The sequence below is a fragment of the Phyllobacterium sp. 22552 genome (assembly GCF_052044585.1).
Taxonomy (GTDB): Bacteria; Pseudomonadota; Alphaproteobacteria; order Rhizobiales; family Rhizobiaceae; genus Phyllobacterium; species Phyllobacterium ifriqiyense.
In genome coordinates this window covers 260,372-272,898 of sequence record NZ_JBQENG010000004.1, presented here as the reverse complement: position 1 = coordinate 272,898, position 12,527 = coordinate 260,372, and the positions used below count along the sequence as shown (strand labels likewise).

Below are 12,527 nucleotides of genomic sequence, written 5' to 3'. Positions count from 1 at the left end.
TCGAGGATTTTGGTGCAAAACGCTTTTGCAGCCACCAATTATAGATGGTTGTCGTAACCGGCTTTAACAAGAAAATCGAATGCATCCGCGACATGCGCCGGGATGGATTGCGTAATTTGATAGCCCTTGGCGGGATAATCGATCAGGCGCTTCACGTCGCCCACCATTTCATTGATGAAATTGTCCAGGGGATAGGCATTGGTAGGCTGCTGCTCGAATGAAGTCGGCGGCGCCGTTACCATCGCCTCGACATTCGGCCATTGCGCCCGAACCGTTGCAAAAGCGCGGCGCTGCGTCTGCGGTTTTGTAACGATGATAATGCGCTTGGTAGCATCGCCCGCCATGTTGCGGGCATAGCGGATATTTTCCCCGATATTGGTTGCATTGGGCTCGATCAATATTGCTTTGCTGGAAACACCAAGCTCCTCGGCGCGCGCGGCAAAGGCTTCTGCCTCCGATGTCGGGTAAAGCCGACCCGTCCAATTGCCTGATTTTCCGGTAAACAAAATCCGGTTGGCCAAACCTTGATGCAATAGCTTTGCGCAATGATCCGCAACACGCAGATCATAACTGCCAAGCCCGATAATCAAATCTGCCGGGGAAAGCTCGTCATAGACAAGGTGAAAATCCCAAAGCACGCGGCTTGCCCCAAGCACGGCGGGTGAAACAGCAGCAGACATCAGGTGAAATCGATCGCCTGCAGAGAGCCGCCATTGCGCTTCAGCCAAGCCTTGCAGCGTTCGGTATCGGGGCAAAGCTCGCCGCACAGCTTCCAGAATTTCGGGCCGTGATTCATTTCTTTCAAATGCGCCACTTCATGCGCGACCAGATAGTCGATAATCGGCGGCGGAGCCATCATGATACGCCAGGAAAACGCCAGCGTGCCATCGGATGTGCACGAGCCCCAGCGACTTTTTGTGTCCTTGATGCGGATGACTTTGGCGCGCCGCCCAACCGTTGCCGTGTGCCGTGCCACAAGAATTTCGAGATCGCGCTTGGCTTCACGCTTGAGAAAGTCGCCAACACGCCGAGCGAGATGAGGTCTGTCGCCATAAACGATGAGGCGTGGGCCTTCAGCACCGTTTTCCTGCCGCACAGTTCCACGCGCCGCCGGCTCGTGAACGATAAGATGGGGCACACCGCGCACCGGTATTTTTACGCCGGGCCGCACCTTGGGCTGATCCGGCATTTTGGCAACACGCGTTTCAATCCAGCCCTCATGGCGCACAAGAAACTTGTCGATTTCGCGTGATAGAACGCCGGGAGGCACGGTGATGCGTAAACCCTTGCCCCCCGCATCAATGCGCAGGGTCAGCCGTGTCGCCCGTGCATTTTCCACCACGCGCAAGGGCAAAATTCGGCCCGCAACTTCATAGCTCCGCTCGGCCCTCAGTGTGGCTGATTTCTTGACCGGTTTGGGAGGTGAAGCCCGAAACAAGGATAGGATCATGATGATGATATTAAATGATTCGGTGGCAAAATCATCGTGCGTGGTTCGACAAGCAAAAGCGGCGACGAAAAAATTTCCGCCGCCGCTTTTTGGATTTTAACAAAGCGGATTATTGCTGGTCTTCATTCACATCGGGCACGGTGCCAGATGGCTTTTTGGAGACTGCGTTGCGTTCTGCCATGAAGCGATCGAATTCTTCGCGATCCTTGGCGCGACGAAGCTCATTGGCATAGTCTTCAAATTCCGCGCGCATTTCGTCAAGCTTGCGGCGCTCTTCCTCAAGACGTTCCAATTCCTTGTCACGCCATTCGTCGAAAGCAGCATTGCCTGTGCCAAAGGGAGCGCGGCCAAAATGTGCCGAACGCTTGTTGCGGCGAAACGCACCGCAGAAACTGTCAGTCTTGCGATTTACATCCTGCTTGAAACCCTCAAGGCGATCGCCCCAGAGAATATAGGCGAGCATGGCAAAACCCAGCGGCCAGAATAACATGAACCCGATAATCATCAGAGCGATGGTCGCGGGAGTCCAGCCCGGCCGGATCAAAGCAGCATTGTTCATATTGAGCCCTTCCTTCTTAAGAACCCCGACCCCAATTGGTCGATTATGAACGACATGGGAAAAACTTTGCGGCTTTTCAAGAAAACGTGATTTCAATTACTCTAAGAGTTTGAAATCAGGCCCGTTTCTTTGCGTGCTCCAGTCCGGCAACGAGTAGTCCTGCCACCAAAGCCCAAAATGCAGCACCAATACTGGCAATGGCAATGCCGGATGCAGTCACGGCAAAAGTGACAATTGCCGCCAGTCTCTCCTCTTCGATTTTCAACGACAGAGTCAGCGCGTTAACGAATGCGCCAATGAGGGCAAGACCAGCCACAAGCGCAATCAAGGGCGCCGGAAGAACCGCGAAAAGCGCAACCAGCGAGGCCCCGAAAATTGCAAATACAAGATAGCTTAATGCATAAAACGGCCCGGTCAGCCAGCGTTTGGCCGGGTCGGGATGAGCATCCGGCCCGGTGCATATCGCGGCGGAAATTGCCGCCATGTTGCTGGTGTGCGCTCCAAAGGGTGCGGTGAGCAGCGATACAAGCCCTGTCACCTGCAGTGCGGCCGCTGTAGGCGGCTCGTAACCTGCAGCACGCATTACCGCAAATCCCGGCAGATTCTGCGAGGCCATTGTCACAAGGTAGAGTGGCAAGGCGAGGCCGATCATCGCCTGCATATCAAATACCGGCATGATAAGCGTGAGCGTGGATAGTTCAATCGCCGGAACGCTGGCCACGCGCCCGCTGAGAAAAGCAAAAATCACGCCGCCGAAAAGAACCGCAAGCACCGCCATGGCCGGGTTGAAAAGCCTGATGACGAAAAACAGCAAAATGAGCGGCAAGACGAACAAGGGATCAATAGGGATCGTGCGGGCGGCTCCCGTCAGAAAGGCAAAGAGCACGCCCGCCAGCATTCCTGAAGCGATCGATGCAGGTATCTTCGATACAAAGGTGGATATGGGCTTGATTAGCCCCGTAAGAATAATGGCGATCGCCGTAACGATAAATGCACCAACGGCTTGCGGCATGGTAAAGCCGATTGAGCTGCCAATCAGTGCAAGGCCAGGCGTCGACCACGCGCTGATGATCGGCATTTTATATCGCCAGCTCAGATAGCCCGTGGCTGCAACCATGGCGAGGCAGTTTGCCGTAACCCAGCTTGCTGTTTCGGCCTGGGTAGCGCCCAGAGCGTTGGCTGCCGCAATGACAAGAGCCAAAGTTCCGCCAAATCCGACGACGGCAGCAACGACAGCGGAGGCGATGACGGAAAAGCGCATGGCGGACCTGATTATTGAACAGAGGGAGTGGGCTGGATACTGCCAGCCATTGAAGACACGGTACGACCCAAAAGTTCAAGGTCCTGTGGTCGCGAAAGCCGGTGATCTCCATCGCGAATAAGCGTAATCGTTACATCATCGACGGGAAGATGGTCTACGAGCTTCATTGCGTGGCTATAAGGCACATCTTCATCCTGCATGCCCTGCAGTATGTGCACCGGGCAATCGGTCTGGATAACGCCTTTCAGGACCTGATTGATCCTGCCATCTTCAAGCAAGGCCTTTGTGTAGATATAGGGTTGGTCCGAATATTCGGATGGCTCTTCCATATAACCGCGGTCGGCAATCTGGCGGCGCTGGTCATTGGTCAGTTTTGGCTCCACCAGTTCTGACGTGAAATCCGGTGCCGGTGCAATCAGCACCAGACCGGCAATGCGGCCGCCTTCTCCGAGCCTTTGCAATTCTGCGAGTAGACGCAGGGCAATCCAGCCGCCCATGGAGGAGCCGACGATAATTTGCGGGCCCGATGAGAACTGCCGGAAAACTGCAAGGCTTTGTTCAAGCCAGAGCGAGATGGTTCCGTCGTGAAATTCGCCGCCCGATTCCCCATGGCCGGAATAATCGTGGCGCAGGAAAGCATGCCCATGTTTCGTGGCCCATTCGTCCAGAAAATTTGCTTTGCTACCGAGCATGTCCGAGCGATATCCGCCCAGCCAGACTATGCCAGGATTGGCTCCGGCACGCTTTCGCAGGGCGATATTGATTCCGTTCAGCTCAAGAAACTCGGGCGGGGATTGTGTCATGGGCGGGACTCACTCTCGATATTCTTCTTCTTGCATGGGAAAACAGAACGATAAAGCCTGCCCCATTGCATAAAACTGAAATATTCCTATCTCTAATTTGAGTGATTTATCCTGAAAATAGTAACATTGATGCCCGCCAGCACAGCATAAGCATTGCGGCGAAGGCCGTGTGATGCTATTTGCGGGTCCGAAATAATTCAAGGAGACTACTGCCATTCGCCGACCCTTTAGAGCCCAGGTGGTCCAGAAAGATGGACCACGTTCCAATCGTGATATCCGGGTACCCCAGGTACAGCTCATTGATGCCGAAGGTGAAAACCACGGTATCGTAACGATTCAGGCAGCGTTGGCGATGGCCGACGAGGCGGGACTCGACCTTGTCGAGATCGTGCCAAATGCTGAGCCGCCGGTCTGCAAGATCGTTGATCTTGGCAAGCTGAAATACCAGGGCCAGAAAAAGGCTGCGGAAGCTCGCAAGAAGCAGAAGACAGTTGAAATCAAAGAAATCAAGATGCGCCCGAACATTGACACGCATGATTATGACGTGAAAATGCGCGCGATTAAGCGTTTCTTTGAAGAAGGCGATAAGGTCAAGGTAACACTGCGTTTCCGTGGCCGTGAAATGGCCCACCAGGAACTCGGCATGCGTCTCCTCGACAAGGTCAAGGAAGACACCGTGGAGATTTCCAAAGTGGAAGCCGAGCCCAAGCTTGAAGGCCGCCAGATGATGATGGTTCTGGCACCTCGCTAAAATCGATCTACTGCCTTTGAAAAGCCGCCTTCGGGCGGCTTTTTCCGTTCATGGCATAATGCCTGGCAAATGGATGACACCCCCATGGCATTGAATTCCCCGAAAGACATGTCGCGTTTTCAGCGGCGCAGACGTTTGGTTGTTGCGGGCATCACTGCACTTGTCCTCATGGCTCTTTTGACAATCCGTTCGGCATGGCTGGATGATTGGGCGCATGAATATATCGAGGATATCGGCGTGGGCATGATCGTCCTGTCAATTCTCGGGCGAATGTGGTGCACGCTCTATATTGGCGGGCGCAAGAGCGCTGAAATTGTGCGGCTCGGCCCCTATTCGATCAGCCGGAACCCGCTTTATGTGTTTTCTGCGCTGGGCGCTGCGGGTATCGGCATGATGACCGGTAGTCTGATCGTGGGGGTGGCTCTTTCCCTCATCTGTTATGCGGCCTTCCACTTTGTCATTCTTGCCGAGGAAGGCTACCTTGAGCGGAATTTTGGCGAGACCTACATATCCTATAAACGCGCTGTGCCGCGATTTTTCCCGAATCTATCCATTTATAGGGAAAGTGAATTATTGAGCGTCAGGGCATCCATGCTGTATAAGACGCTGGCTGACGGGCTGGTATTTTTTGTGTGATACCCCTTGTTGGAATTTGTTGAATATCTGCAATCGACCCATGTTTTGCCGGTTTTGTTGCGGCTTTATTGATAAATTCGGCAGCGCTGCACGATTCAACAGTTGCGCTTTTGGTGTCTTCTGGTAAGAAGCACCCGTTCAAACCGCCCGGCAGGGCATGCCGTGGCGGTTTTACATGCTTTCAGGCTTTGGTCGGCCTGAAGTCAATCAAGAGGTGGTTGTTTCTTTGAAATGACGCAAGCCTCAATAAATCAGGAGTAGCAAAATGCCCAAGATGAAGACCAAATCTGCTGCCAAGAAACGGTTCAAGATTACCGGAACTGGCAAAATCAAAGCCGCCGCCGCTGGCAAACGCCATGGCATGATCAAACGTTCGAACAAATTCATTCGTGACGCTCGCGGAACCATGGTTCTTGCTGATGCCGATGCGAAAATCGTGAAGAAGTTCCTGCCTAACGGTCTCTGATCCGGGCAACGTTATCCATCCTAAGTTAAGGAGATCATATCATGGCACGTGTAAAACGGGGCGTTACGTCCCACGCCAAGCATAAAAAAGTTCTGAAGCAGGCCGAGGGTTTCCGCGGTCGCCGCAAGAATACAATCAAGACCGCCAAGGCTGCTGTCGATCGTTCGAAGCAATATGCCTATCGCGATCGCAAGAACAAGAAGCGCACATTCCGCGCTCTCTGGACACAGCGCATCAACGCTGCTGTGCGTGAGCATGGTTTGACATATAGCCGCTTCATCGATGGTCTGACAAAGTCGGGCATCGAAGTTGACCGTAAGGTTCTTTCGGATCTCGCGATCCACGAGCCTGAAGCATTCGGTGCAATCGTGGCTTCTGCCAAGAAGGCGCTCGAATATCTTAAAGATACCACACCGAACGCTTTTGAAGGCGCTGTCCGCTAAGTCCAGCCGCCGCTCCCAAAGCATTCGAAAATTTAAGTTTGGGAAACCCGCGCTGGCTCGGCTGGCGCGGGTTTTTCGATTTTTAACGCCGCTCTGTTCTGCAAGGAAAAAGCGGCATCCGACATGTCACTGTAGAATAACAGGTGAAAAGCCATGGATGAGCTTACACAATTGGAAAGCGCCCTTGCCGCGCAGATCGATGCTGCCAACGATGAAGCCGCGATTGAGGCCGTTCGCGTAGCGGCGCTGGGCAAAAAGGGGTCTATCTCCGAAAAGCTGAAATCGCTTGGTTCCATGTCGCCGGAAGAGCGCCAGAGCCAAGGCCCGGCAATCAACGGCTTGAAGAATCGCATTACTGAAGCACTTAGCGCTCGCAAGACGATGCTCAAGGATGCTGCAATAACCGAGCGTCTTGCCAGGGAAAAGCTTGATGTGACGCTTCCCTTGCGAGCTTCTCCAGCAGAGCGCGGTCGTATTCATCCGATCAGTCAGGTCATTGACGAAATCACGGCGATCTTCGCCGATATGGGTTTCGCTATTGCCGAAGGTCCGGATATCGAGACCGATCACTATAATTTCACGGCGCTCAATTTTCCCGAAGGCCATCCGGCTCGCGAAATGCACGATACGTTTTTCTTCAATCCAGATGAGAAGAATGACCGGCGTGTGCTGCGTACCCACACGAGCCCAGTGCAGATCCGTACCATGGAAGCGCAGAAGCCGCCGATCCGCATTGTCATTCCGGGCAAGACATACCGGATGGATTCCGATGCCACCCACTCGCCCATGTTCCATCAGGTCGAGGGGCTGGTCATCGACAAGACGGCCAATGTCGCCAATATGAAATGGGTGCTTGAAGAATTTTGCAAAACCTTCTTCGAGGTCCCATCCTTGAAGATGCGATTCCGCCCGTCCTATTTCCCTTTCACCGAGCCATCGCTGGAAGTGGATATCCAGTGCGACCGCTCCGGCAAGGAAGTGAAGTTCGGTGAAGGCAATGACTGGATGGAGATTCTCGGCTGCGGCATGGTGCATCCAAATGTACTGCGTCATGGCGGATTGGACCCGGATGAGTATCAGGGCTTTGCCTGGGGCATGGGCATTGATCGCATTGCCATGCTCAAATATGGCATGCCCGATCTTCGTGCCTTCTTCGATGCCGATGTACGCTGGCTGTCGCATTACGGCTTCCGTCCGCTCGACATGCCAACCCTGTTTGGAGGTCTGAGCGCTTAAGGCGCGGCAGAACCGACCGAGATATCGGGCCTAGCCCGAATAATATTGAGAAACGAGTGAAATCATGAAATTCACACTCTCCTGGCTGAAAGATCATCTTGAGACGCAAGCCTCGCTGGATGAAATCGTCGAAACCCTGACCATGATCGGTCTTGAGGTCGAGTCTCTCGACGACAAGGCAGCGCTTAAGCCATTTGTCATCGCCAAGGTTCTGACCGCTTCAAGGCACCCGGATGCGGACAAGCTGCAGGTGCTCACCGTTGATACGGGCGACGGCAAGCCGCTTCAGGTTGTATGCGGTGCACCCAACGCGCGTGCCGGATTAATCGGAGCCTTTGCAGCGCCGGGCGCCTATGTGCCGGGTATCGATATCACGCTTTCGGTCGGCAAGATCAGGGGCGTGGAGAGCCACGGCATGATGTGCTCCGAGCGTGAGCTGGAAATGTCCGATGAACATAATGGCATTATTGATCTGCCTGCTGATGCCCCCGTCGGCACGAGCTTTGCCGCCTATGCTGGCCTTGATGATCCGGTCATCGAGATTAACCTGACACCGAACCGCCCGGATTGTACCAGTGTCTATGGCATCGCCCGCGATCTGGCTGCCGCTGGTCTTGGCACGCTGAAAACACCTGCGATTGAACCTGTAAAAGGCACAGGCGCGCCGCAGGTCGAGGTAGCTCTCGATCTTAAAGGCGAAGACTATCTGTGCCCGGGCTTTGCATGGCGCACCGTCAAGGGTGTCAAGAATGGCACAAGCCCGAAATGGTTGCAGCAACGTCTTATCGCTATTGGCTTGCGTCCCATCAATGCGCTGGTTGACATCACCAATTACGTCACGTTCGACCGTGGCCGCCCGCTGCATGTTTTCGATGCGGATAAGGTCAAGGGCCAGCTGACGGTCCGCCGCGCCCGCGACGGTGAAACGATCCTTGGTCTCAATGGCAAGGATTATACTTTGAGCCCGGAGAATGTCGTTATCGCTGACGACAACGGGGTAGAATCCATTGCTGGCGTCATGGGCGGCGAGCACTCCGGTTGTGACGAAAACACGGTCAATGTCGTCATTGAGTCCGCGCTATGGGACGCGATGAACGTTGCTCGCACGGGCCGCACGCTCGGTATTATCACCGATGCCCGCTATCGCTTTGAGCGCGGTGTTGATCCTGAGCAGATGATCCCGGGTGTTGAACTTGCTGCGCAACTGGTTCTTGAGTTCTGCGGTGGCACGCCGTCTGAAACCAAGGTTGTGGGCTACAAGGGCCACACTCCTAAGACGGTCAAGTTCCCCGCATCTGAAGTCAAGCGCCTGACTGGTATCGACGTGCCGACCAAGACCAGTCTCGATATCTTGTCCCGCCTGGGTTTCGTGCCTCAGGGTACAGGCGAATTGGTTGATGTCGTGGTGCCGTCATGGCGCCCGGATGTGGATGGCAAGGCCGATCTGGTTGAAGAAGTCATGCGTATTCACGGTATCAATCTGATTGAGCCGCAGCCGCTGGTCAGCCACGCCGCAGTCAATGGCAAGATTTTGACGACTTTGCAGATCCGCACGCGCAATGCCAAGCGAGCACTCGCGTCGCGCGGTATGATGGAAGCTGTCACATGGTCATTCATTTCGGAAAGCGCTGCTAAAGCCTTTGGTGGCGGAAAGCCGGAGCTTAAATTGAGCAATCCGATTGCCGCCGATATGTCCGACATGCGTCCTTCCTTGTTACCCGGCCTGCTTGCCGCTGCTCAACGCAATGCGGATCGCGGTTTCAACGATCTCGCATTGTTCGAGGTTTCCGGCACTTATGAAGGCAATGCTCCGGAAGACCAGCGCCGCGTTGCGGCAGGTGTTCGTCGTGGCACGGCTCGTTTCGAGGGAACTGGTCGCCACTGGTCAGGCAATGCTTCGCCCGTTGGCGTATTCGATGCCAAGGCCGATGCCATTGCGGTTCTGGAGGCATGCGGTGCACCCGTCGACAAGTTGCAGATCGAGGCAGGCGGTTCAGCATGGTATCATCCAGGCCGGTCCGGCACGATCAAGCTCGGTCCAAAAGTGATTCTTGGCACATTCGGCGAATTCCACCCGAAAACTCTGGAAACACTGGATGTCGGCGGCAATCTTTGCGGCTTCGAAATCTTCATTGATGCGATACCGGAGCCGAAGCAGAAAGCCACCCGGACGAAACCAGCGCTCAACCTTTCTGACTTGCAGCTTCTACGCCGCGATTTTGCTTTCGTCGTCGACAAATCTGTCGAAGCTGGCACCATTGTCCGTGCGGCATTGAGCAGCGACAAGAAGCTGATTGTCGGCGTGCAGGTATTTGATCTGTTCGAGGGCGCTTCACTGGGCGAGGACAAGAAGTCCGTGGCTATCGAAGTGGCGATCCAACCACAGGAACGCACCTTGAACGATGAGGATCTCGACGCGCTGACTAAACGCGTGGTCGAAAGCGTTGCCAAGCAGACAGGCGGCGTATTGCGCGGGTAAGCCTTGCTCCCCATCGGGGGAGAGAAATTGTGAGAGAGGGGGCAAATCACCCCCCTCTCTTACCCTGCTGATACTATTTCTGGATCACCTTCCAGTTCTTGTAGAATATCGAGTTGCTGCCTTTCAGGATCACACCCATGAATGTGACGATCGCGGCAAAAAAACCCGGCATGTATGACGGGCGCAATATATCGACAAATAGGCAATAGCGCGTCTGATCGGTCTGATTGACGGATTGATGCATCAGCGTGTCATCAAAAATAAACAGCTTGTCATCCTTCCAGTAGCTGGTGGTATCGCCGCACCAGATATAGGCAGTCCGGTCATTCATATCGTTGATATTGTAAAGCACGCGGATTGTTGCCCGGATCGGGCCGAAATGCTTTGAAGTCGAGTTCTTCTTGTTGAACACAGAAACGCCAATCGTCTTCACGAAGTCATAGTGCTCATAAAATGAAGGGACATTGGCAAAGCTTGGCTGGTCTTTGCCATACCATTTGAAGAAGAACATGCTGCGGCCTTGCTGTTCTGCCCGCTGCTGCAATTGTCCTATAATGTTTTCCTTCTGTGTCGCGCTGATCAGGCGCTTCACTTCCGCCTGATAGGCTGGCGGCAGATCCTGCAATTTGTAAACGCCCTTGTTCCTGTAGGGCAAAGAAAGAATATCGAGCAGGATGTTCAAGGGCGATAGCAGCCAGGTGAACAGTCCATTGCCAAAGAAATATTGTTCGACGACCTGGAGTTTCAGGTTTTTGTTACGGGCCAGATCATAAAGACCGCAGGCGAGATAGAAAAATTCGAGATAAGGAATGAAGAAGGCGAGAAAGGTGAGAATTACGATTCCGGCAATCCAGCGCCGAAGTGACTTTCTGGTGGATTTTTCCATGATATTCCAGCTTTTGAAGGCCCGACCATCGATGAATATACAGGGGTGGCTGGCGTATGTTGGGGACAAACAGGACAATAAATTTTTGTATATTGCGCGCTGACTCCAAAGCGAAACAGAACAGCGGCGGTGAATATGAGTGCGGCCGGTTTCTGGCAAGACTAAGGCAGACGAGCGGCTGGTTTGCTCATCTGCCTTAGGCAATTCAGGCCGCTTGCAAATGCTTCAATCCGTTCCATTCGATCAAGGCAAAGACAGCAACCACGGCAGTAACGGCAACAGTTGCGACCACACCCAGCGACGTAAAGGCAGAGGGCATCAGCACCAGGATCGCCGGGACGCAGATGACCCACAGCAAGTCCGCTATAAAGACAAAGCCGACGAGAGGTCGCGACCGGGTTTTCCACTGAGCTATCATGCCAACGTCAGCGGCGAAAAGCAGAAGCGCAATGCCAAGTCCCAGGACCAGCCAGCTCGGTGCGCCGGGCATGAGATATTGCGTGGCAAGCTCGGAAAATACGGCAAGTCCAAGTCCGGTTACACCGGTCAAAACGGCATTGGTCATCATGCCATCTTTCAGATTGATCTGTATCATGTCGCTCTCCTTTGTTGCGTTGATGAGGCAAGCATGTCAATTTGACGTAAGCAAAACAATTACCTTGGAGGTAATGGATATCCCAGCGGGCCTAAGTCAGGTTTGCCAAAAGGAGAATGGCATGGAGTTCGGCGATCATCTGAAGCAATGGCGCTCGCACAGGCACCTGAGCCAGATGGACCTTGCCCTCGAGGCGGGCATTTCCTCCCGGCACTTGTCATTTCTTGAAACCGGACGTTCCCGGCCCTCGGAAGGCATGATCATCCGCATTTGCGAAGCGCTTGACCTGCCTTACAGAATACAGAACGAGCTCTTCAGTGCTGCCGGTTTCGCGCCGCGTTATTTCTCGGCGGAGCGGGACGGACTGGCAGGATTGCCCGTTCTGGTCCGCGACACGCTGCATCTGATACTGACAAAACATGAACCATGGCCCGCCGTCGCTTTTGATGCCGACCACGATATTCTTGCTGCCAATGCGGGGTTTGCTGCTTTGGCGGGTGCGCTCGGCATATCGGTCGCGCCGGGAATAAACATTCTGGCGCTCGTGCTTGAGCCGGGTCCTGTACGGCAGGCAATGACCAACTGGCCGGAAGTTGCCCTGCTCTTCCTGAAAAGAGCGCGGAATGAAGCCCGTCTTTATGGGCCGAAAAGCGGTTTGGCGCAGCGCCTGGCGGTCTATGAAAATGATACGGAGATTTCCGCTTTATTACGCAACGATGAAGGCGAGAGAAATCCACCGCCAATTATCACAGCCCGATTACGGCTTGGCGATACGGAGACAAATTGGATCACGACGCTTACGTCATTCGGTTCAGCGCAAGAGGTTTTGACGGAGGGAATTTTCATCGAGCAGTATTTTCCTGCCGATGATGCAACGCGCGCCATTGCCGATAGTACGGGCGGCTGATCGTTCAGCGCATTGTCAGCTTGCCGGTGCAGATACACGCCTGAAACCAGGAGTG

General features: G+C 54.1%; 13 protein-coding genes and 1 pseudogene. 7 read left to right on the top strand and 7 right to left on the bottom strand.

From position 1 onward, the window contains the following. Positions 1-38 precede the first annotated feature (38 nt). The 5 genes from ACTJI9_RS11500 to ACTJI9_RS11480 form a co-directional block, all read right to left on the bottom strand. Positions 39-680: a YdcF family protein gene (locus ACTJI9_RS11500; protein WP_440808100.1), complete on the bottom strand. Its 642-nt coding sequence runs from the start codon at positions 678-680 to the stop codon at positions 39-41. After that, complete coding sequence (locus ACTJI9_RS11495) at positions 680-1,450, bottom strand: M48 family metallopeptidase (protein ID WP_440808098.1); 771 nt, start codon at positions 1,448-1,450, stop codon at positions 680-682. Before ACTJI9_RS11495 ends, ACTJI9_RS11500 begins: the two co-directional genes overlap by 1 nt. Positions 1,451-1,559: 109 nt before the next feature. Next, positions 1,560-2,009 (bottom strand): DUF2852 domain-containing protein, encoded by a 450-nt coding sequence (locus tag ACTJI9_RS11490; RefSeq protein ID WP_115054540.1) that lies wholly within the window; start codon positions 2,007-2,009, stop codon positions 1,560-1,562. Positions 2,010-2,124: 115 nt separating this feature from the next. Next, entirely contained in the window at positions 2,125-3,270 is a 1,146-nt protein-coding gene (locus tag ACTJI9_RS11485; protein ID WP_440808094.1) for a benzoate/H(+) symporter BenE family transporter, read from the bottom strand. Positions 3,271-3,281: 11 nt separating this feature from the next. After that, positions 3,282-4,073, bottom strand: a complete 792-nt coding sequence (locus tag ACTJI9_RS11480) for an alpha/beta hydrolase (RefSeq protein ID WP_440808092.1) — start codon at positions 4,071-4,073, stop codon at positions 3,282-3,284. 214 nt (positions 4,074-4,287) lie between these two features. Here ACTJI9_RS11480 and infC point away from each other — a divergent pair, with 214 nt between their 5' ends. The 6 genes and pseudogenes from infC to pheT all read left to right on the top strand — a co-directional run bounded on the left by infC (position 4,288) and on the right by pheT (position 10,084). Further along, positions 4,288-4,824 (top strand): translation initiation factor IF-3, encoded by a 537-nt coding sequence (gene infC, locus ACTJI9_RS11475; protein WP_040855885.1) that lies wholly within the window; start codon positions 4,288-4,290, stop codon positions 4,822-4,824. Positions 4,825-4,914: 90 nt separating this feature from the next. Continuing rightward, positions 4,915-5,532, top strand: a pseudogene (locus tag ACTJI9_RS11470) (methyltransferase family protein). A 193-nt stretch (positions 5,533-5,725) separates the two neighbouring features. Beyond that, positions 5,726-5,926, top strand: a complete 201-nt coding sequence (gene rpmI, locus ACTJI9_RS11465) for a 50S ribosomal protein L35 (protein ID WP_008127399.1) — start codon at positions 5,726-5,728, stop codon at positions 5,924-5,926. Between the two features lie 41 nt (positions 5,927-5,967). Next, the gene (gene rplT, locus ACTJI9_RS11460) at positions 5,968-6,369 is read left to right on the top strand and encodes a 50S ribosomal protein L20 (protein WP_008127401.1); all 402 of its coding nucleotides are present in this window, start codon (positions 5,968-5,970) and stop codon (positions 6,367-6,369) included. 153 nt (positions 6,370-6,522) lie between these two features. Next, complete coding sequence (pheS, locus tag ACTJI9_RS11455; RefSeq protein ID WP_336440306.1) at positions 6,523-7,605, top strand: phenylalanine--tRNA ligase subunit alpha; 1,083 nt, start codon at positions 6,523-6,525, stop codon at positions 7,603-7,605. A gap of 64 nt (positions 7,606-7,669) precedes the next feature. Continuing rightward, complete coding sequence (gene pheT / locus ACTJI9_RS11450; RefSeq protein WP_440808088.1) at positions 7,670-10,084, top strand: phenylalanine--tRNA ligase subunit beta; 2,415 nt, start codon at positions 7,670-7,672, stop codon at positions 10,082-10,084. Between the two features lie 73 nt (positions 10,085-10,157). On the opposite strand, the gene ACTJI9_RS11445 is transcribed toward pheT, so the two are convergent. Together ACTJI9_RS11445 and ACTJI9_RS11440 are read right to left on the bottom strand one after the other, a co-directional pair. Next, entirely contained in the window at positions 10,158-10,970 is an 813-nt protein-coding gene (locus tag ACTJI9_RS11445; RefSeq protein WP_115054545.1) for an aspartyl/asparaginyl beta-hydroxylase domain-containing protein, read from the bottom strand. A 205-nt stretch (positions 10,971-11,175) separates the two neighbouring features. Next, a complete protein-coding gene (locus ACTJI9_RS11440) occupies positions 11,176-11,565 on the bottom strand; it encodes a hypothetical protein (RefSeq protein WP_162802601.1) in 390 nt (129 codons plus the stop codon). A gap of 121 nt (positions 11,566-11,686) precedes the next feature. Between ACTJI9_RS11440 and ACTJI9_RS11435 the strand changes: the two genes are divergently transcribed. Beyond that, entirely contained in the window at positions 11,687-12,472 is a 786-nt protein-coding gene (locus tag ACTJI9_RS11435) for an MmyB family transcriptional regulator (RefSeq protein ID WP_440808085.1), read from the top strand. Positions 12,473-12,527: the final 55 nt, after the last annotated feature.

What these genes read in the sequence shown, in the direction of transcription:
- pheT (WP_440808088.1), top strand. Translation starts at nt 7,670, where the DNA reads ATGAAATTCACACTCTCCTGGCTGAAAGATCATCTTGAGACGCAAGCC.
- ACTJI9_RS11500 (WP_440808100.1), bottom strand. Translation starts at nt 680, where the DNA reads ATGTCTGCTGCTGTTTCACCCGCCGTGCTTGGGGCAAGCCGCGTGCTT.
- ACTJI9_RS11440 (WP_162802601.1), bottom strand. Translation starts at nt 11,565, where the DNA reads ATGATACAGATCAATCTGAAAGATGGCATGATGACCAATGCCGTTTTG.
- ACTJI9_RS11495 (WP_440808098.1), bottom strand. Translation starts at nt 1,450, where the DNA reads ATGATCCTATCCTTGTTTCGGGCTTCACCTCCCAAACCGGTCAAGAAA.
- pheS (WP_336440306.1), top strand. Translation starts at nt 6,523, where the DNA reads ATGGATGAGCTTACACAATTGGAAAGCGCCCTTGCCGCGCAGATCGAT.
- rplT (WP_008127401.1), top strand. Translation starts at nt 5,968, where the DNA reads ATGGCACGTGTAAAACGGGGCGTTACGTCCCACGCCAAGCATAAAAAA.
- ACTJI9_RS11445 (WP_115054545.1), bottom strand. Translation starts at nt 10,970, where the DNA reads ATGGAAAAATCCACCAGAAAGTCACTTCGGCGCTGGATTGCCGGAATC.
- ACTJI9_RS11490 (WP_115054540.1), bottom strand. Translation starts at nt 2,009, where the DNA reads ATGAACAATGCTGCTTTGATCCGGCCGGGCTGGACTCCCGCGACCATC.
- rpmI (WP_008127399.1), top strand. Translation starts at nt 5,726, where the DNA reads ATGCCCAAGATGAAGACCAAATCTGCTGCCAAGAAACGGTTCAAGATT.
- ACTJI9_RS11485 (WP_440808094.1), bottom strand. Translation starts at nt 3,270, where the DNA reads ATGCGCTTTTCCGTCATCGCCTCCGCTGTCGTTGCTGCCGTCGTCGGA.
- ACTJI9_RS11480 (WP_440808092.1), bottom strand. Translation starts at nt 4,073, where the DNA reads ATGACACAATCCCCGCCCGAGTTTCTTGAGCTGAACGGAATCAATATC.
- ACTJI9_RS11435 (WP_440808085.1), top strand. Translation starts at nt 11,687, where the DNA reads ATGGAGTTCGGCGATCATCTGAAGCAATGGCGCTCGCACAGGCACCTG.